Origin of the sequence: Amycolatopsis sp. NPDC058340 (assembly GCF_042723975.1) — a bacterium.
Classification (GTDB): Bacteria; Actinomycetota; Actinomycetes; order Mycobacteriales; family Pseudonocardiaceae; genus Amycolatopsis.
Genome location: NZ_JBHXIB010000025.1, coordinates 21,512 through 39,303 on the forward strand (window position 1 = coordinate 21,512; position 17,792 = coordinate 39,303).

Annotated in this window: 17 protein-coding genes; 10 read left to right on the forward strand and 7 right to left on the reverse strand. The window is 70.5% G+C overall.

All coding sequences use genetic code 11. The annotated features are described in order from the left end of the window. The 6 genes from ACFWIW_RS25335 to ACFWIW_RS25360 all read right to left on the reverse strand — a co-directional run. On the reverse strand, positions 1–503 hold a 503-nt coding region (locus ACFWIW_RS25335; RefSeq protein ID WP_378370727.1), incomplete at its 3' end, for a DUF6917 domain-containing protein. Beyond that, entirely contained in the window at positions 436–1,380 is a 945-nt protein-coding gene (locus tag ACFWIW_RS25340; protein WP_378370728.1) for a Gfo/Idh/MocA family protein, read from the reverse strand. The genes ACFWIW_RS25340 and ACFWIW_RS25335, both read right to left, overlap by 68 nt. Next, positions 1,377–2,426 carry an Ldh family oxidoreductase gene (locus tag ACFWIW_RS25345; RefSeq protein WP_378370729.1) on the reverse strand — a complete coding sequence of 350 codons (1,050 nt, stop codon included), beginning with the start codon at positions 2,424–2,426 and terminating at the stop codon, positions 1,377–1,379. The genes ACFWIW_RS25340 and ACFWIW_RS25345 overlap by 4 nt, the downstream gene beginning before the upstream one ends. After that, entirely contained in the window at positions 2,423–3,643 is a 1,221-nt protein-coding gene (locus ACFWIW_RS25350; RefSeq protein WP_378370730.1) for a M20/M25/M40 family metallo-hydrolase, read from the reverse strand. Before ACFWIW_RS25350 ends, ACFWIW_RS25345 begins: the two co-directional genes overlap by 4 nt. Continuing rightward, positions 3,640–4,458, reverse strand: a complete 819-nt coding sequence (locus ACFWIW_RS25355) for a sugar phosphate isomerase/epimerase family protein (RefSeq protein ID WP_378370731.1) — start codon at positions 4,456–4,458, stop codon at positions 3,640–3,642. The genes ACFWIW_RS25350 and ACFWIW_RS25355 overlap by 4 nt, the downstream gene beginning before the upstream one ends. After that, positions 4,448–5,467, reverse strand: a complete 1,020-nt coding sequence (locus ACFWIW_RS25360; RefSeq protein WP_378370732.1) for a Gfo/Idh/MocA family oxidoreductase — start codon at positions 5,465–5,467, stop codon at positions 4,448–4,450. Before ACFWIW_RS25360 ends, ACFWIW_RS25355 begins: the two co-directional genes overlap by 11 nt. A 154-nt stretch (positions 5,468–5,621) precedes the next feature. Here ACFWIW_RS25360 and ACFWIW_RS25365 point away from each other — a divergent pair, with 154 nt between their 5' ends. The 9 genes from ACFWIW_RS25365 to ACFWIW_RS25405 are packed head-to-tail and all read left to right on the forward strand — an operon-like array spanning position 5,622 to position 15,843. Beyond that, entirely contained in the window at positions 5,622–6,782 is a 1,161-nt protein-coding gene (locus ACFWIW_RS25365) for a DegT/DnrJ/EryC1/StrS family aminotransferase (protein WP_378370733.1), read from the forward strand. After that, positions 6,779–7,900 carry a DegT/DnrJ/EryC1/StrS family aminotransferase gene (locus tag ACFWIW_RS25370; RefSeq protein WP_378370734.1) on the forward strand — a complete coding sequence of 374 codons (1,122 nt, stop codon included), beginning with the start codon at positions 6,779–6,781 and terminating at the stop codon, positions 7,898–7,900. Before ACFWIW_RS25365 ends, ACFWIW_RS25370 begins: the two co-directional genes overlap by 4 nt. Then, complete coding sequence (locus ACFWIW_RS25375) at positions 7,900–8,541, forward strand: class I SAM-dependent methyltransferase (protein ID WP_378370735.1); 642 nt, start codon at positions 7,900–7,902, stop codon at positions 8,539–8,541. Before ACFWIW_RS25370 ends, ACFWIW_RS25375 begins: the two co-directional genes overlap by 1 nt. Beyond that, positions 8,538–9,461: a UbiA family prenyltransferase gene (locus ACFWIW_RS25380; protein WP_378370736.1), complete on the forward strand. Its 924-nt coding sequence runs from the start codon at positions 8,538–8,540 to the stop codon at positions 9,459–9,461. Before ACFWIW_RS25375 ends, ACFWIW_RS25380 begins: the two co-directional genes overlap by 4 nt. Then, on the forward strand, positions 9,458–10,750 hold the full coding sequence (locus ACFWIW_RS25385; RefSeq protein WP_378370737.1) for a protoporphyrinogen/coproporphyrinogen oxidase: 1,293 nt from the start codon (positions 9,458–9,460) through the stop codon (positions 10,748–10,750). The genes ACFWIW_RS25380 and ACFWIW_RS25385 overlap by 4 nt, the downstream gene beginning before the upstream one ends. Next, positions 10,747–12,240, forward strand: coding sequence for a class I adenylate-forming enzyme family protein (locus ACFWIW_RS25390; protein WP_378370738.1), 1,494 nt, complete (start codon positions 10,747–10,749; stop codon positions 12,238–12,240). Before ACFWIW_RS25385 ends, ACFWIW_RS25390 begins: the two co-directional genes overlap by 4 nt. Continuing rightward, positions 12,231–13,022 carry a class I SAM-dependent methyltransferase gene (locus tag ACFWIW_RS25395; protein WP_378370739.1) on the forward strand — a complete coding sequence of 264 codons (792 nt, stop codon included), beginning with the start codon at positions 12,231–12,233 and terminating at the stop codon, positions 13,020–13,022. The genes ACFWIW_RS25390 and ACFWIW_RS25395 overlap by 10 nt, the downstream gene beginning before the upstream one ends. Then, positions 13,019–14,392, forward strand: a complete 1,374-nt coding sequence (locus tag ACFWIW_RS25400) for a CoA transferase (protein ID WP_378370740.1) — start codon at positions 13,019–13,021, stop codon at positions 14,390–14,392. The genes ACFWIW_RS25395 and ACFWIW_RS25400 overlap by 4 nt, the downstream gene beginning before the upstream one ends. After that, positions 14,389–15,843, forward strand: coding sequence for a class I adenylate-forming enzyme family protein (locus tag ACFWIW_RS25405; RefSeq protein WP_378370741.1), 1,455 nt, complete (start codon positions 14,389–14,391; stop codon positions 15,841–15,843). Before ACFWIW_RS25400 ends, ACFWIW_RS25405 begins: the two co-directional genes overlap by 4 nt. A 218-nt stretch (positions 15,844–16,061) precedes the next feature. On the opposite strand, the gene ACFWIW_RS25410 is transcribed toward ACFWIW_RS25405, so the two are convergent. Next, the gene (locus ACFWIW_RS25410) at positions 16,062–16,871 is read right to left on the reverse strand and encodes a S1 family peptidase (protein WP_378370742.1); all 810 of its coding nucleotides are present in this window, start codon (positions 16,869–16,871) and stop codon (positions 16,062–16,064) included. 164 nt (positions 16,872–17,035) lie between these two features. On the opposite strand from ACFWIW_RS25410, the gene ACFWIW_RS25415 reads away from it, so the two are divergent. Next, on the forward strand, positions 17,036–17,770 hold the full coding sequence (locus ACFWIW_RS25415) for a helix-turn-helix domain-containing protein (RefSeq protein WP_378370743.1): 735 nt from the start codon (positions 17,036–17,038) through the stop codon (positions 17,768–17,770). Positions 17,771–17,792: the final 22 nt, after the last annotated feature.

The window sequence follows — 17,792 nt, forward strand, 5'->3', positions numbered from 1 at the left end:
CGTGCCGGGTTATGTATATAACCACCTCGCATTGTGTTCGGGGCCGGGGGGGGCAACGCCCCCGCGGGGGGGTGTGGGGCCCCCCGGCGCGGGGCCCCCACACCCCACCGGCCCCGGAAACAGACCTCCCGCTCCGGCTTCAAGCCGATCCCTTCACCGGTGACCGGCCGCTCGGTGTGGATGAGGATGTTGTAGTGGTTGGGGAAATGGCAGCCGTCGAAGCCGAGCACGGTGCCGACGAGTTCGCCGCCGATCCACACTTCGTCGCCCCTGTCGATCACGCCCGCGCGGGCTATTTCGGCGAAGCCGAGGAAGCCGACGTGGTCGATGCGTGCGCCCGGTTCCGTGTCGTCGTGGCTGGTCGTCACGAGCTCGTGCACCTCACCGGCGCGAACGCACCGGCTGGCGAACGGTTCGAGGCTCATGCCCCGGTCGTCACGCCGATGCACCAGCACCTTCACCACCGTGCCGGTGATCTCCCGTTTCGGCCCGTCTTCCCGCATCGTTCTCCCTCCGATAACAATCGTCCACAATGGACAGAGCGGTCAGGCCGTTGTCGCGCCAGGACCCGCCCTTGCGCACGGCCTCCTCGAACTCGTGCAGCAACCCGTCGTATTCGTGCCACAGCGATTCCTTGAACCCCGGGTAGCCGTCGAGCAGGTCGGCGTACCGGACCGTGCCGTCCGCCAGCCGGACCTCGACGTCCTTGACCTCGCCGGGAAACGACCAGTCGAGTTCGACGACCGCGCGTTCGAGCTCCAGCGTCGCCTGCCGGTCGATACCGTCCGGGTCGCGGCGGATCCGGACGTCGCGCGGCGTCAGCGTGCCGAGGAACAACTGGACGAGGTCGAGCGCGTTCGGTCCGTTGTCCGCCACGCATCCGCCGCCGCATCGCGTCGCGTCGAGGTACCAGCGATCACCGCCGACGTGCTCTTCGATCCGTTCCAGGTAGCGCACCCTCAGGGATTCGATCGGTGGCCCGCCCGCGATCTTCTCGCGCAACGCGCGCACGTTGCTGTTGTACCTGCGGTGGAAGGCCGTGAACAGCGCGACATCCCGCCGCGCCGCTCGCGCCACGAGGTCCTCGCCGTCGAGGAGGCTCGTGGCGATCGGCTTCTCCACGCACACGGGCAGACCCGCGTCCAGCACGTCCCGGCAGACGGCGGCGTGCACGTCGTTCGGCGCCGTGACGATCACCGCGTCGAGCCCTCCGGCGGCGAGCATCTCCCGATGGTCCCGGTAGCCGGGCACGGGGATTTTCGCAACGACCGCCGGATCGAGATCGCAGACGGCCGCGAGCCGGAACGACGGAGACCGTTCCACCGCGGAAAGGTAGAACCGCGAGATGACACCGAGCCCCACGACACCGACCCGGATCATCCCGCCGTCCTTTCCGCCGCCGTGCGGAGTTCCCGGTAGACCGCGTCGGCCACGGGCACGCCGTGCGCACGGTGGTGGGCCGCTCGCTCACCCTCGTGCCAGCCCGGATAGACGACCGGGGCCGCGGGATCGCGGGCGGGCCAGCCCCGCACCGCGGTGAAGAGGGCGGACGCGTCGGCGGCGAATCCGGTGCGCAGAACGTCCGGGGCGATCGCGAGCACCAGTACGCCGATGTCGTCGTCGCGGTTCCCGTCGGCGGATGTCGCGCCGAGCATCGCACCGGGTACCAGGGCGCCGAGTACCTCGACGAGCAGGCCGAGCCCGAATCCCTTGTAGGCGCCCGTTTCGGGAGCGCCGCCCAGCCATTGCAGATGGGCTTCGCCCCGGTCGAACGCGGCCGGATCGGTCACCGGCGAACCGTCGTCGCCCGCCAGCCAGCCCGGCGGGATCTCCCTGCCTTCCCGTGCCGCGGCGCGGATCCGGCCGGTCGGCACGACGGTGGTGCTCATGTCGAGGACGAACGGATGCGCGCCGCCGGCGGGACAGGCCAGCGCGAGCGGGTTCGTGCCGAGCATCGCGGCCGTACCGCCGGGCGGCGGGGCGATGCGCTGGCCGCCGCAGTTCGACGCGACGAGGCCGATCATGCCGTGGGTGACGGCACGCGCGGCATGATGACCGGCGCAGCCGATATGGGTCGCGCCGCGCAGCGAGACCATGCCGATGCCGTGCCGTGAAGCCCTGGCGCAGGCCAGTTCCATGGCCTGCGAGGCCGACCACAACCCGAGGGTGCGGCGGGCGTCGGCGAGGACGCACGCGCCGAGGTCGGTCTCGACGGCCATGTCCGCCTTCGGCTCGGCGCGTCCTTGGTCGAGCAGCGGCAGGTACAGCCTGGTCAGGTTCACGAGACCGTGCGAAGTCACCCCGGTCAGGTCGCCGTGGCACAACGCGGCCGCGGCGATCGCCGCCCGGTCTCCGGGAACGCCGCGGTCCTCGAAGACCCCGGCGACGAGCGAAAGCAGAACGGGATAGGGCACCAGCACGGTCATGCTCCTCCGTCGCGGCAGAACCGCACGACGATCTCTCGGACGAGATCGCCGAACCGGTCGAGTTCTCCGGCATCGGCGTATTCCCCGCGCGAATGCGCGTTGTTCGCTCCCAGCGAACCGGGACCGAGAACGGCCGTCTTGGTGCCGGGGACGCCGGTGAGCCACAGGGCGTCACACGTGAACCCGGGTTCGTCGTCCGGCCATCGGGGGACGAACGCGTCCAGCAGCGGGATGTCCTGCGCCGGTAGCGCCGGCAGGTCGCGTTTCAGCCAGCGCAGGCCGGTGATCGTCGCCGCGTCCGTCGCGGTGCGGGCGAAAACCGGGGACCGCCGGAACCGGGCGCCGAACGCGGTGACGCCGGTCCTCAGCCCGTCCTCCAGCGCCGAGGCCATCTTCGCCGCCGCTTCTCCGGAGTCGTAGGGAATGTTGAGCAGGAGTTCGCCACGGCCGTACACCCGGTTGTGCATTCGCCCCGTGTGCAGGCCCGCGACGCAGACCTGGCCGTGCTTCGGCAGGTCGTCCGCGAGGTGCTGGGCGAGGAAACCGAGCAGGACCGTCGCGTTGTGACCTCGGTGCGGCTCGTCGTCGATGGCGTCTTCGCCGTCCACCCGTACGCACGCGGTCATCGACGCCGAGCACCGGGGGAGGTACCGCAGTCCGGTCGGCTCGCAGAAGATGTTGAGTTCGCCGTGGAATCCCGCTTCGACGAGCGGCCTGGTCCCGAAGGTGCCCATCGCTCCGCCCTCCTCACCGGAGACGGCCTGGATGAGGACACCGACGTCCCGGCCCGCCGACGGCTCCGTCGCCAGTGCGGCCCGGACACCGGCCAGCAGGGCCACCGCCGGCCCTTTGGCGTCGATCGCGCCGCGGCCGACGAATCTGGTCCCGTCGAATCCGGCCGGTTCGAACGGGGCCACCGTGTCGAGGTGCACGTTGAACATGACGGCGGGGGAGGCGGGGCCGATCCGCAGCACGAGACTCGGCTGGCAGTCGAGGAATCCGGGCCCGGTATCGCGGAGCACGAGGGGAACACCCGGCCGGTCCAGCACCGACGGGTCCGGGGCGGCGAACCGCAGGACGTCGAAACCGATGTCGGTGGCGGCGTCGGCGTAGGTTCGCATCGCCTCCCACAGATGGACCTCACCGGCCGTCTCCAATGGCCCGGCCGTGGGGAGGCTGAGCAGCTTCAGCAGCAGGCTCCGATCCCCGGGAATCACCGGAGCAGCCCGGCCATCGCCCGGCCCGCCGCGACGAACGTGTCCGCCGCGCCGTCCGCCAGCACCCCTTGTTCGTGCGGTGTGATCGCGAGATGCGGTTCCAGTGCCCAGGCACCTCGGTATCCGTTGGCCCGCAAGAGTTTCACACAGTCGGCGACCCGCGCGGAGCCCTGGCCGGGGAGCGTGAAGCCGCGCTCGTCGGCGTCCTTGACGTGCACGTGTTCGACGTGGCCGACGATGTCGGCGAGCAGGTCGAACCCGTCGTAGCCATGGGCGACGCCGTTTCCGGTGTCGAACAACAGCTTCAGCGCCGGGCTCGCGACCTCGTCCAGCAGGTCGAGCATGCGCTCGGCCTTCGTGCCGGCCCAGCCCGAGCAGTTCTCGTGGAGCAGCGTCACCCCGTGCGCCGCGGCCCGTTCGGCGAGGACGGTGATCCTCTCGATGGCCAGTGCGCGCCAGGCGTGATCGCTCAGTCCGCCGTTGGGATAGGACATGATCCGCAGATAGCCGGTGCCGATCGCTCGTGCCCGCTTGGCGAGCACGTCGAGTTCCCTGAGGTCGTGCCGGAAATCGGTGCCCGCCGGACGGGACCAGCCACCGATCCGGGACGCCAGGCAGACCACGCGCACACCGCTGTCCGACAAGGCGGCCGCGACGGCGTCGAACCGTTCGTCGCTCAGGTCGGCGACGGCTTCCCTGTCGACCGTGCGCAGTTCGATCGCCTTCCAGCCCAGTGCGTCGAGCACCGCGAGCTGGCCACCGATGTCGTATGCCGCCTCGTCCGTGATGCCGGCGAGCACCGGGTCATCCGGCATGGCTCGCCACCGCGTCGGGTCCGGGGCTGGTGACCGGTTCCGCGCAGATGTTCTTGGCCACCGACAGCAGCCGCACCACCTCGGTGGCGAAGGTGAACCCCTGGGTCTGTTCCCCGTCCAGCTGGAACTTCCGGTATGCCTCGGACATCCATTCCGTCATGGCGTCGTCCCGCAGCACGACGTGCTCGGATCGCCCGTTCGCGCGCAGCGTCAGCTGCGAGTGATGGTCGTCGCCGCTCACCGCGAAATGCCCGACCGCGCCGCCGTGCTCGAACTCCACGGTGACCCGCCGCTCGCGGACGGGGGAGGTGAGATCCGAGCGGATCTCGGTGTGGACACCCGAGTTGTGCCGGAGACCGACGACGGCCCCGCCCATCCGCGGGCCGATGTTGCCCTCGACCTCGAGGTCGGTCCCGGACGCGTGGGTGACCCGCGCGGCGCCAGCGAGCCGCAACGCGAGCGCGACACCGTGCGGCAGTTCGACGTCGAAGGCGGTCGGGTGCCCCGGCCGCACGAGCGACCGGCGGAATCTCGGCTTGTTCTGCACGATGTCGATCGATTTCGCGGCGCCGAACCGGCCACCGCGGATGAGCCCGACCAGCCGCGCCGTGAGGCTGCTGGCGAGCCAGGGTTCGACGACCTCGACATGCAGTTTGTACTTGCGGCGCAGGCGGACGATCCTGGCGAGGTCGTCGATGTCGGTCGTGAGGGGTTTCTCCACGATCACCTTGCGAAAGCCCAGCGCGGCGAGATCGGAGAGCACCGCGAGACGCTGGGTCGGTGGCGTGCAGACGTGCACGATCGTGTCGGCGGGAGCCAGCCCGTCGGCCGCGGCGTGGAGGGTCGGCGCGACCACGAGACCCGGCCGCGAGACGACGGTCTCCCTCGGTTCGCAGGCCACGATGGGATCGTCGTCGAAGAGCTGTGGGGTCCGTTCACGGAGTTTGGCCAAGACGGGGAGATGCAGACCCGCGCCTGCCCTGCCGAGTCCCACGACGAATGATCGCACTGGCGAGCCCGCTCCTCGAGTTTCGCAATGAGAAATCCATTGAGAAACTGACATCGCCAAGATCAACTGTCAACAGTTCGGCCACGGGTTGACCAGGAAGTGCGAACGTGGGCGGACGAGCGGATTTCCTGTCCTACGCTCGGAAACGGTTCCTATGCCACCGGAGGTGGGTACGCTGTCGGTGTCTTTCTTCAATCAATCGGCCACATTCGAGCGAACGTGGGCCGGCACCAGGCGACATATTCTGGACGTCATCGAAAATGGCAAGTATTCGCACGGTGCCAAGGTGGCCGAACTCGAACGGGCGCTGGCCGCGTACACCGGTGCGAGGTTCGTCGTCGGGGTGAACAGCGGAACGGACGCGCTCGTCCTGCTGCTGAGGGCGGCGGGTCTGGAGCCCGGCGGGGAGGTGATCGTCCCCGCCTTCTCCTTCGGGGCATCGGCGACCTCGGTCGTGCTCGCGGGCGGCACACCGGTCTTCGCCGACATCGAGCCGGACGGGTACGGCATCGACCCCGCCGCGGTGGCGGACGCCGCCGGAGAGCGCACCCGGTTCGTCATGCCGACACATCTGTTCTCGCGGCTCGCGGATATCGACGGTGTGCTCGACGTCGCGCGACGTCTCGATCTCACGGTGGTCGAGGACAGCGCGGAGGCCATCGGCATGCGTCACCGCGGCACGCACGCCGGCCTGTTCGGCGCGGGCGGGGTGCTGTCGTTCTTCCCGACGAAGACGCTGGGCGCGCTCGGTGACGCAGGGGCCGTGCTCACCGGCGACGCCCGGATCGCCGCGACCGCCGACGCGCTCCGCCACCACGGCCGCTTCGGCGGCACGATCGCCGACTTCCCCGCGATCTCGACGGCGACCGGCCTGCCCGGCGTGAACAGCAAGATGGACGACATCCAGGCCGCCGTCCTGCTCTCGAAGCTCACCACGCTCGACGGCGACATCGCCCGGCGCGCGGAACTGGCGTCCCGCTACGGCGAAGCGCTCGCGGGCGTGGCCGGTGTGCGCAAGCTGCCGGAGATCCGGCCGGACAGCGTGTTCTACGTCTACGTGGTCGAGGTCGACGCGAGGGACGAGCTGGCGGCGCACCTGTCGGCGACGGGGGTGGAGACCGAGATCTACTACCCGGCCCCGCTGCATCTGCAGCCCTGCTTCGACGGCCTCGGCTATCGGGAGGGTGATTTCCCGAACGCCGAGAGCGCCTGCCGTCACACTCTCGCGCTACCGCTGTATCCGGACATGCCCGCCGGGGACTGCGACCGGGTCTGCGCCGCGATCCGCGGTTTCTACCACGGGCGGCGAGGATGACCCTGCCGTTCTTCCCGACGGATCTCTTCGACGACGACCGTGCCGAACTGCTGGACATCGTGCATCGGGTCGGCGTCGCACCGGAGCAGAAGTTCATCCTCGGCGAGCGCACGGCCCGCTTCGAAGCGGCCATCCGCGACTCGGTCGGCGCGGCGGACGCGGTCGCTTGCGGCAGCGGAACCTCGGCACTGACGCTGGTACTGCGCGCGATGGACGTCGGTGCCGGGGACGAGGTGATCGTGCCCGCCTTCGGATGCGCTCCGCTCGCGGCCGCACCCGCCCTGCTCGGCGCGACGCCGGTGTTCGCCGACATCGATCCGTGGACGATGGTCGTCGATCCCGCCGAGGTCGCCCGGCTGGTCACCCCGCGCACCAAGGTGATCATGCCGGCGCACATGTTCTCGGTCATGGCGGATATGCCGGAGCTGCGCCGGATCGCCACCGAAGCGGGCGCGCGGCTGCTGGAGGATTCCGCGGTCGCCCAAGGCGGGATGCTCGCGGGCACGCCCGCCGGGATGTGGGGCGACGCCGGTGTCTACTCGTTCGTGCAGGTCAAGACGTTCGGGATGCCGGGCGAAGGGGGAATGGTCGTCACCCGGGACGCCGGACTCGGCTCGGTGGTGCGGATGCTGCGCAACCACGGCCAGGACGGGAAGACCAGGTTCGTCTACCAGCGCATCGGCTACAACAGCCGGTTCGACGAGATCATGGCGGAATTCCAGCTGTACCGGCTCCCGGCGTTGCCCCAGCGGCTCGAACGCCGGGCACGGATCGGCGAGTACTACACCGGACGGTTCGCCGAACTGGCGGGCTGCGGTGTGCTCGCGCCTCCTCCCGCGCGTGACGGCCGGTGCTACTACGTCTATTCGCTCCTCAGCGAGCGCAGGGACGAACTCCGCGATCATCTCGCGGCGCGAGGGATCGGCTCGCATGTCTACTACCCGGCGCCGTTGCCGAGGCAACCCGCGTTCGCCCCCTACACCCGGCCGGGTGATACCTGGCCCGCGGCGGAGCTGGCCGCGCGGCGGACGCTGGCCATCCCGATCTACCCCCAGTTGACGGACGGGCAGGTGGAACGCATCGCGGACGCGGTGTGCCGATTCGCGAAGGAGCCGTGATGCAGCAGGTCACCCACACCCCCGCGCCGAGCGAGGTCGCCGACGAGTGGCGGAAACGCGCGGAGCGCGCCGGGCTGACCCGGGTCATGCGCGCCTCCCAGCCCGCCGAACTCGCGGCGGCGACGACCGCCCGCACCATCCGGCTCGTCACGGGGTTCCTGGAATCACTCGGCGAGGTGGGTTCCGCGCTGGAGATCGGCTGCGGGATGGGCAGGCTCACGCCGTCGATCGCGGCGCACGCCCGTGCGCTGACGGCGATCGACATGACCCCGCGGATGCTCGCGCTGGCCAGGGCGAACTGCGCACATCTGTCCACAGTGGACTTCGTGCGGACGACCGTCCAGCGGCTTCCCTGGAAGGACAAGCGGTTCGACGTCGCCGTCTGTGTGTGGGTACTGATGCACGTCCTGGACGACGACGAGATCGCCGAAGCGTGCCGGGCGATCGCCGCGGCGGCGCGGCATCTCGTCCTGATCGAGTACGAGGAAGCGGAGATCCCGGTCGGCCGGTTCTCGAGAGTGCGGACGGTGGAGGAGTACTTGGCCCTGCTCCCCGGCTCCCGCCTGCTCGAACGACGTGAGCTCGACTATGGCGGAGACCGGTCGTTCGCCGCGCTGATCGCCTTGGACGAACCGCGATGACCACCCTCGCCGTCTCCCGTGGCAAAGCGTATTTCAGGCTCGCGAAACTCGACATCGTCGACTACTACCTCGGCGTGGTCGTGGTGTGGACGTTGCTGGCATCGATGTCGAGGTTCGACCCGGGCGTCTTGGCGACCGTCGGGGTGTTCCTGCTCGGCGAGGTGTTCGTGATCGCGGCGATGGTCGCGCTGGACGATCTCACGGGTTACCGGGACGGCAGCGACATCACGAACTACTCGCCGGACGACGCGCGGCGAAAGCGGTACCGGAAGCCGCTGGTGGCGGGAACGCTGAACGAGAACCAGGTGCTGCGATTCGCGTGGGCGACCGGTGTCGTCGGTGCGGCGCTGTGGCTCGCGGCCGTCGCGATCGCGCCGCACCGTCCCTTGTGGACGGTCGGGCTGATCGTGGTCACCTACTTCTTCTCGTTGCAGTACTCGTGGGGGGTGAAGCTCAGCTACCACGGCTTCCAGGAGTTCTTCATCGCGGCGCTCGGCTGGGCGCTGGTCCTCGCGCCGTACGGTCTCGCGACCGGCGAGTTCACCGGGTTCGCCCTCGCCCAGGCACTGCTCTTCGGCCTGGGGCCGCTGCTGTTCGGCGTCTACTCCAACACCAACGACGTCGACGGTGATCGCCGGGTCGGCAGGCCGACCGTGGCCGCCTTGACTTCGGCGCGGGGCAACATGTTCTTCGTGATCGCCGTGTCGGCAGCCGAACTCGCCCTGATCCTCGCCGTCCCCGCGCTCGGTGGCCCGTGGTGGTTCCCTCTCGCGCTGGTGCCCACGATCGTGGCACGCGGATGGCAGGTGTGGCTCGGTTTCGCGCTGGGGGACATCCTGCGGGCGCGGATGCTCGGCATCCGGATCCACCGGCTCACCGTGCTGACGCTCGTCCTGGTGAACCTGGTGGTGATCACGTGACCGATGTCGACGTGGCGGTCGTGGGCGCGGGTGTCGCCGGGCTCACCGCCGCGTACGAGCTGGGCAAGGCCGGACGTGAAGCGCGGGTTTTCGAGGCGGCCGACGTGGTCGGCGGCCGGATGACGACCCTGCGCGAGGACGGCTACCTGATCGACACCTGTGCCGAGCAGATGGCCGAGCGGGGTTACGAGGAGACCTGGCGGCTGCTGGCGGAACTGGGCGTCGATCCCGCCGCCGCGCCCCCGATCGGACGGGGCATCGCGATGTGGCGAGGCAGGGCCAGGCCCGGCGTCGCGCAGACGCGGGGGCTGGTCACCGGAGCCGGGTTGTCCCTCCGGGCGCGGCTGGACGCGGCACGGCTGCTCAGGGGGACTTTCGACATCGAACGGCCGGAGCATTCGAGGCTCGGCGAGGCCACCGTCGCGGAGTTCGCCGCACCGCATCACCCGGATCTGCTGGATTACCTGCTGCAGCCGGTCGTCTCCGGCTTCTTCGGCTGGGATCCGGCCCGGTCCGCCGCGGCGCCCTTGCTGGCGCTGCTCACGGCGGTGGGGCCACCGCCGACGTGGCGGGCGTATCGCGACGGGATGGACACCTTCGCCCGTGCCCTCGCCGCTAAAACGGACGTCACCACGGGTTTTCCCGTCGACGAGATCGTCGACGACGGTTCCTCGGCGCGCGTTCGCGGCGGCGCGTGGGAGATCAGCGCCCGAGCGGTCGTACTGGCCGTACCGGCTCCGGTGGCGGCCCGGCTCCATCCCCGGCACGGTTCGGCCTTTCTCCGCGAGTGTTCGTTCACGCCGGTGGTCAAGGCGCATCTGCTGCTCGATCGCCCGCTCGGTGGGCCCGACTACGCCTTGGTGGTGCCGACCGCCGAGAACGGCACGGTGTCCACGGTCATCTTCGACCATCTGAAACATCCCGGCCGCGCGCCGGAAGGGCGCGGGCTGGTCACGCTCATGGCCCATCCGGCCGTGGTGCCGGAGCTGCTGGAAGCCTCCGACGAAGCCGTGGCGAGCCGGTTGACCGGCGCCGCCGAACCGCTCGTTCCCGGTCTGGGATCGGCGACCCGCCGCGCGATCGTCCGGCGGGTACGGCACGCGTTGCCCGAAGCGACGCCTCGGGCGCTGGCCTCGCGTTCCGGGTTCGAGGCAGGCCTCGGTCGCGGCGTCGTCGACTACGCGGGTGACTGGGTGTTCCTGAGCCCGTGCAGCGAGGCGGCCGTCCGCTCCGGTGTCCGGGCGGCGCTACGGCTGGCCGTTCGCCCGGCGAAGGAAAGGGCCCGATGAAGCCGCACGACATGGGCACGTTGTTCGACGAATGCGCGGGCTCCCGGACGTGGGTGTATCTCGACCGGCCGTTCGACATCGCCCCGGAGCGCGGGACGGCCTACCCGGTCGCCGGGCTCGCCAGGCTGGTCCGGGACGCCGCGGGATGGTTGTCCGAAGCCGGGGTGGGGCCGGGGGACCGGGTGGCCATCGTCAAACGCGGCCACTGGGACTACGACCTGCTCGCCTGCGCCGCGGTCCGGATCGGGGCCGTTCCGGCGAAGCTGTCCGGCGCGCTGCCGGACGACACCGTGGATCTCCTGCTGCGCCGTCTCGGCCCGGCGGTGCTGGTCACCGACCGGCCTTCCCTGCGGGCGGACCGGATCCTGCGCGTCGAAGACTTCGCCGCCGCGCCGCCGCCCCCGGTACACCGCAGGCACGCCGACGAGCCGCTGCTCGTGTGCCACACCTCGGGGACGACCGGGACACCGAAACTGGTGGTCCACACGACACGGACGATCATCGACCGGCTGGCGCGCCCGGAGGCGATCCGCTGGCCCGTCCTCGGTGTCCGGAGGGACGACGTGCTGGCCAACGCCAGCGCGTACGCGCACGGCCGGACCTTCTGCTGGACGGCGTCGGCGTTGTGCCTCGCGCCGCGGGAGATCGTGATCCTGAGCGACCCCGCCTCGGCACCGTCGATGTTCGGCCGTCATCGGCCGACCGTCATCGAAGCCCTCCCGTCGGCATACGTGCGCTGGCGGCCACTGGCGAACTCGCCGGGGAACCCGTTCCTCCGGGTGCGGAGATTCGTCAGCACGTACGACGCGGTGCACCCGCCGGTGATCCGGACGATGCTCCACGCCAGCGGCCGGAAGTGTCCACTGTGGATGCAGGGCTGGGGTCAATCGGAGACGGGGCCGCTGTCGTTCCGGTTCTTCACCAGGCGCACCGCGCACACCACCCGCGATCTCGGCAGGCCGTTGCCCGGCCTCGCCCGGCTGCGGGCCGTCGACCCGGAGACCGCCGAACCGGTGCCGCGCGGCACCGCCGGGCTGTTGCTGGCCCGCACGCGCGCGCGATGCGTGGCGTACGTGGGTGAACAGGACCGATGGGAGGCCAAGGCGTACGGGCGGTGGTGGAACACCGGTGATCTCGGCGTGGTGGACCGCGGTGGCGCGGTGACGCTGCTCGACCGCGAGGTCGACACCGTGCCGGGGATGAGCTGTCTCGCCGTGGAGGACGCGATCGAAGACCGTCTCCCGGACATCGCCGAGTGCGTGGTGCTCTCCGCGGCCGGGCGCGCGCCGATCCCGGTCGTCGTGACCGACACGGGGCTGGACGCGGCGGAGTGGAGGAAGGCGGTGCTCGGCCTGCCGCCGCTGGGGGAGCCCGTCGTGCTCTCGTGGGACGAAGTCCCGAGAACCGGGACGGGGAAGGTACGGCGCCTGGAACTGCTGGCGCGGCTGACCGGCACGGCCGAAACGAACGGTTCGGGAAGGTGGACGTGAGCACGGCCTACGCGTTCGACAACGACAGCGGGCACGCCGTCGAGCAGCATCGATGTCTTTCCGCGGCGTACGACCCCGTCACCTTCGCGCGGCTGGCGGGGACCGGCGTCGGGGCGGGCTGGTCCTGCCTCGAAGTCGGTGCGGGTGGCAGCGGCGTGGCACAGTGGCTCGCCGCGCGGGTGGCGCCGACCGGCACGGTACTGGCGACCGACATCAAACCCCACCACATCGCCCCGGCACCGGGATTGACCGTCCTCCGGCACGACGTCGTCCACGATCCCTTGCCACGGGCCGGGTTCGACCTCGTCCACACCCGGTTGGTGTTGCAGCATCTGCCGGAACGGGAGGCCGTACTCCGTAAGCTCGTCCGCGCGCTGAAACCGGGCGGGTGGATGCAGATCGACGAGTTCGACATCTCCTACGGTCCGGTGCTGCTCGCACCCGGCGTGCGGGCCGCGAACCTTTACGAGAAGTTCCTCGCGGCCAAGGAAAAGGCGTTCACCATGGCGGGCGGGGACGGCACGTGGGGCCGTCGCGCCGCCGCGTCCATGGCCGCCGCGGGTCTGGCCGACGTCGATCCGGTGCCGTCGGTCTTCCCGTGGCGGGCCGGTTCGCCCGGTCTGGAGCTGCTGATCCATCACACACACCACCTGCGGGACCGGTTGATCGCCGCGGGGATGACCGACGGCGAGCTCGCCGAAGTGCGTGCGGTCATGCGGGATCCGGGGTTCCGGGCGTCGTCGTGTGTCGTGTATTCGGTGCTGGGCAGGCGTCCGGAATGAGCACCGCGCTGGACACCGTGACCGTGGCGGGGCCACTCGACCTGCCGCTGGCCGGCGAGCTCGACGTCCAGGCCGCCTGCGGGATCATGCATGTGCACGGCCGGAGGTTCGGCGAGCCGACCCGGCTCGGTCTCGACTACGCGTCCATCGTCGCGGCCGAGCTGTCGGCACTGGGCGCCGTCGCGCTGAAGCTCGCGCGTGGCCGGGGCATCCCGCTGCGCGGTGTGTCCACTTCACTGGCGCAGGCGGCGTTGCTGGCGATCTCTCAGTATCTCGCGGCGGCGACGACCGGGGACGAACACCACGAGCCGTTCGTCCCCGGCGGGCCGCCTTTTCGTTCGGCCGACGGCGTCCCGTTCGAGATCGAGACACTCGAACCGGCGGTCTGGCAACGATTCTGGACGAAGCTCGGAGTCGGTACCCGAGCGATTTCGAGTGGCTGGCATCCGTTCATGCACCGCTTCGCGACCGCGACCTGCCCGCTGCCGCCACACCTGCCGGAGGCGCTTGCGGCACGGCCGATCGGAGAGCTCGAACAGATCGCCCTCCTGACGGGTATGACGCTGGTGCGGACGGCGGAGCGGCCGCTCGACCGGGCTCCCGCGTTCGTCGTGCGCGGGGAGGGCCGCGGGTACCGTCCGGTGCGGGCGGTGGAGCCGCTTCCGTTGTCGGGCTTGGTCGTACTCGAATCCTGCCGCCGGGTGCAGGGCCCGCTCGCGGGTCACCTGCTCCGCCTTCTCGGCGCGACGGTGCTGAGGATCGAGCCGCCGGGCGGCGATCCGCTGCGGTGGGTTCCGCCGATCGCAGGCCACACCTCGGCCAGGTTCCGTGCGTTCAACGACGGCAAGGAGGTCGTCGAAATCGACCTGGGCACACCGGACGGCAGGCGGCACCTGCTCGACCTCGCCGCCGCGGCCGACGTGTTCCTGCACAACTGGGCCCCGGGCAAGGCCGAACAGTGGTCGTTGAGCGCACTCGACCTCGCGCGTGCCCGGCCGGGGATCCTGTACGCGCACGCGTCGGGCTGGGGGACGGAACTGGGGCCGGAACCACCGGTTGGCACGGATTTCGTCGTACAGGCCTACGCCGGGGTCCCGCCGTCGCTGATGACGATCGTCGACGTCTTCGGCGGAGTCGTTTGCGCGCACGGGATCGTGACGGGTTTGGCCCAGGGTTCCACGCGGGTCGCGTCGTCGCTCCTGTCCGCGGCGTACCGGCTCAACGCGGGCGCCCGCCGCCGATGCGACCGTCCCTTGTCGGTGCCGGTATGCGACGACCTCGCGGCACTCGCCGCTGACCCTCGGTTTTCCCCCGCCCTCATCCGGGCCGACTGCGCGCTCGTCGCTTCACCGTGGGAATTCACGTCGTGATCTGGGTGTCGGAGACCGGAGTGGTCCTGCGTGACCTCGTGCCCGCCGGACTGCGCCGCGAGTGGGTCCACTGTGGACACTGCCCGGACCGCGACCTGTACTCGTTGTTCCGCGACCGGGTACGCGAACATCCGCTTCGGACGGCCGTGATCGACGACGAGGGCGTGCTCGACTACACGACGCTGGACGTCGCGGTGCGGGGGATGGCCGCCCGGTTGTCGGCCGCCGGATGCGGTTCGGTGGAGATCGTCGGGGTGCGGGAACCCGACGGACGGGACGCGGTGGTCGCCGAACTGGCGATCCTCGCGCTCGGTGCCGTGGTGCTGCCCTTGCCGCGCGGGGCGGACGGTCTCCTCGAACGCGCCGGCGTCCGGTTCGTCGTCGAGGGCGGAAGAGTGTCGGGTTCGGCGAAACCGAGCCGCGTCGCCGACGTCCACCCGGACGCTCCGGCCCGGATCCTGGTGTCGTCCGGCTCGGAATCTGAACCGAAGATGGTCGCCTACTCGCACAATGCCTTCGCGGGCGGCCGGGCCAACTACGTCCGTGCCGTCCACGGTCAGACTGCGGTCCCGCGTGACCTGGTCCTGGTGTCCCTGACCTCGGGGTTCGGCTCGTTCGGTGTCGCGGTGACGCTTTGCCGTCTCGGTGGCACGCTGATCTTGACCCGCCGGTTCGACGCGGGCGCGGCACTGCGGCTGATCACCGAGCACCGCCCGACCCACGTGTTCGGCGTGCCCGCGATGTGGCGGCGCATGGTCGAGCATCCTTCGGCCGCGGACACCTCCGGGCTCGTGGCGATCGTGTCGAGCGGCGACACCCTGCCGCCCTCGACGCGCGACGCCTGCCGACGGCGGTTCGGTGTGGAGATGATCGACGTCTACGGCTCCTCGGACGGGGTCAATTGCCATACGACGACACCGGAAAACGGTGTCGGCGTCCCGGATCCCGCGGTCTGCGACGTCCGCGTGGTCGACGGCGAGATCCGCGCGCGAGGCCCGATGACACCGCTGTGTTACGTGGGCGCGCCCGAACTGGACGCGGCGTATCGGCTCGACGGGGGCTGGGTGCGGACGGGGGACGACGGCCGGTTCGACGACCAGGGCAGGCTCCACGTCACCGGCAGGCGCAAACGGGTGGTGATCCGCGGCGGGTACACCATCAGCCCGGCCGAGGTGGAGCTCGCGCTGGGCGACCATCCCGCGATCCGCGAGGTCGCTTGCGTCCCGGTGCCGGACGGTGTTCTGGGAGAACGGCTCTGCGCGTGTGTGTCCGTCCGGAATGGACACTCGCCCGGTCTGCCGGAGATGCGGGCGTTCCTCGCCGCCAAGGGGCTCGCCGTCGCGAAGATGCCGGAATTCCTGGTCGCGCTTCCCGAGCTGCCGCTGGGGCGTACGGGGAAGGTGTGCCATCGCACGTTGACCGAGATCGCGGTGAGGCGATCAGGGTTATAGAGGGCAAGGCAAACGTGGCGTGTCGCGTGCCAGGGGGGTCGTGAGTGGCAATGGTCGTTCTAACCCTCTTTGCCACTCACGACCCCGCCGGGCCGCTGCGAGTCGCCCGTCCGGACACGCGTGTCGTCCATCTGATCACGCGTGTCGTCCCTGCAGTCACGCGAACCCGCCCGAACGCCATGCACGATCAGCCCACCTTCGGACCCGGCAATGAAGGATCAGCGGTGCCCGTAGATGGTGCGGTGGATCCACCCGGCGTAGGCGGGCACGCTCGTGTAGAGGCCGGGGCCGTTGGCGCAGGGCACGTCGTCGTCGCCGGGTCCGGAGGTGACGCCGATCAGTTCCCATCGGCCGCCCTTGCCGCGCTGGACCTGCGGTCCACCGGAGTCGCCCATGCACGCCATCGCGCCCGGCTTGCGGCTCACCGTGCACAGCCGGGTCGAATCCGCGTAACCGGGCGAGCATTCGGACTCGGCCCCGCGGCGGGTGTCGAGTTGCTGGAGCCGTTCGGGGAACGCCACTTCGGTGAGGTCGGCGGTGTCGACCGTGGTCCCGAAGCCCAGCAAGCGGGTCGGCGTGCCCGGGCGGCCGGGGCGGGCGGCGATGCGGATCGGCTTCTCCGAGACTGGGCGGTTCAGGCGTACCAGCGCGATGTCGTTCTCGTTCGGCGCGCCCGGCCGGTAGCCAGGGTGACGGACCCAGCGGTCGATCGTGCGGACGGTGCCGCCGGCCGTCCGCCGTTCGCTGCCGACGCGCACGGTTCCCTCCGGCCTGGCCGGGTTGCGTTCCGGGTCGACGCAGTGCGCCGCGGTCACCACCCACTGTGGATGCACCAGCACGGCCCCGCAGACGCCCTTGGCGTTGTTCAGCTCGGGCACGACCTCCGGGATCGAGGCCATGAACTCGTAGCGCTCGGTGGAGTTCTCGCCGTTCACCACCGCGCCTGCGCTGCCGGGCACCGCCATCGCGCAGAACACCCCGGCCAGCGTGACAGCGGCGGCACGAACCAGATTGCGTCGTAGGGTCATGCTTTTCCCTTGTTCGAGGACTTTCGGATCGATCGGGTCCAGCCTCGTCGTCCACCGGGCCCACGACCATCGGGCAGACCCCCGAGCCGCGGTGGTGGCGGCTCGACACCGGCCGGTAGCGCTGGTACCACCCGTGGCTCGCAGCCGGTGCTAGCTTTTTGGCCGTGAGCCTTGATGGCGTCGAGCAGCGGCAGTCCGATTCCCCGTACGTGGAGCGGATCTACCGTGCCGGTCAGGCTGCCGTGGTGCCGTCGCGGATGCGGTCGATCGCGAACTCGAACTGGGAGCTCGTGGTGTGGCGCGAGCGGGGTGAGACGCAGGTGGCGGTGCGCGGCCCCGAGACGAGCCCCACGGTGCTGGAGCTGGGCCCGGGTGAGGGCGAGACGATCGGGATCATCTTCCGGCACGGCGCGTATCTGGCGCCGATGCCGGTTCCGGGACTGGTCGACACCGCGGTGGCGAGCCCGCACACCACGGCCCGTTCCTTCGTCCTGCAGGGTGAGGAGTGGGAAACACCGGCCTACGACAACGCCGACGTCTTCGTGGACCGCCTCGTTCGTGCCGGATTGCTGATCCGCGACCCGCTGGTCACCGACGTGCTCCGCGGCGAAGTGCCCACTTTGGTCACACCGCGGTCGGTGCAGCGGCGGGTGGCCGCGGCGACCGGGCTGACCCAGGGCACGATCCGGCAGATCGAGCGGGCCAGGCAGGCCGTGATGCTGCTGGGGCAGGGGATGGCGGCGATCGAGGTCGCGCAGCGCGTCGGGTATCACGACCAGCCGCATCTGGCCCGCTCGCTGACGCGGTTCACCGGACGCACGGCCACCCAGCTCAGGCGGACCGGCGAAGACGAGGTGCTGTCGCTTCTGTACAAGACCGAGGTCGCGGTGCGCCCTTAGGTTCTTGGTGACGCACCGACCT

What these genes read in the sequence shown, in the direction of transcription:
- ACFWIW_RS25340 (WP_378370728.1), bottom strand. Translation starts at nt 1,380, where the DNA reads ATGATCCGGGTCGGTGTCGTGGGGCTCGGTGTCATCTCGCGGTTCTAC.
- ACFWIW_RS25345 (WP_378370729.1), bottom strand. Translation starts at nt 2,426, where the DNA reads ATGACCGTGCTGGTGCCCTATCCCGTTCTGCTTTCGCTCGTCGCCGGG.
- ACFWIW_RS25355 (WP_378370731.1), bottom strand. Translation starts at nt 4,458, where the DNA reads ATGCCGGATGACCCGGTGCTCGCCGGCATCACGGACGAGGCGGCATAC.
- ACFWIW_RS25365 (WP_378370733.1), top strand. Translation starts at nt 5,622, where the DNA reads ATGCCACCGGAGGTGGGTACGCTGTCGGTGTCTTTCTTCAATCAATCG.
- ACFWIW_RS25370 (WP_378370734.1), top strand. Translation starts at nt 6,779, where the DNA reads ATGACCCTGCCGTTCTTCCCGACGGATCTCTTCGACGACGACCGTGCC.
- ACFWIW_RS25375 (WP_378370735.1), top strand. Translation starts at nt 7,900, where the DNA reads ATGCAGCAGGTCACCCACACCCCCGCGCCGAGCGAGGTCGCCGACGAG.
- ACFWIW_RS25380 (WP_378370736.1), top strand. Translation starts at nt 8,538, where the DNA reads ATGACCACCCTCGCCGTCTCCCGTGGCAAAGCGTATTTCAGGCTCGCG.
- ACFWIW_RS25390 (WP_378370738.1), top strand. Translation starts at nt 10,747, where the DNA reads ATGAAGCCGCACGACATGGGCACGTTGTTCGACGAATGCGCGGGCTCC.
- ACFWIW_RS25400 (WP_378370740.1), top strand. Translation starts at nt 13,019, where the DNA reads ATGAGCACCGCGCTGGACACCGTGACCGTGGCGGGGCCACTCGACCTG.
- ACFWIW_RS25410 (WP_378370742.1), bottom strand. Translation starts at nt 16,871, where the DNA reads ATGACCCTACGACGCAATCTGGTTCGTGCCGCCGCTGTCACGCTGGCC.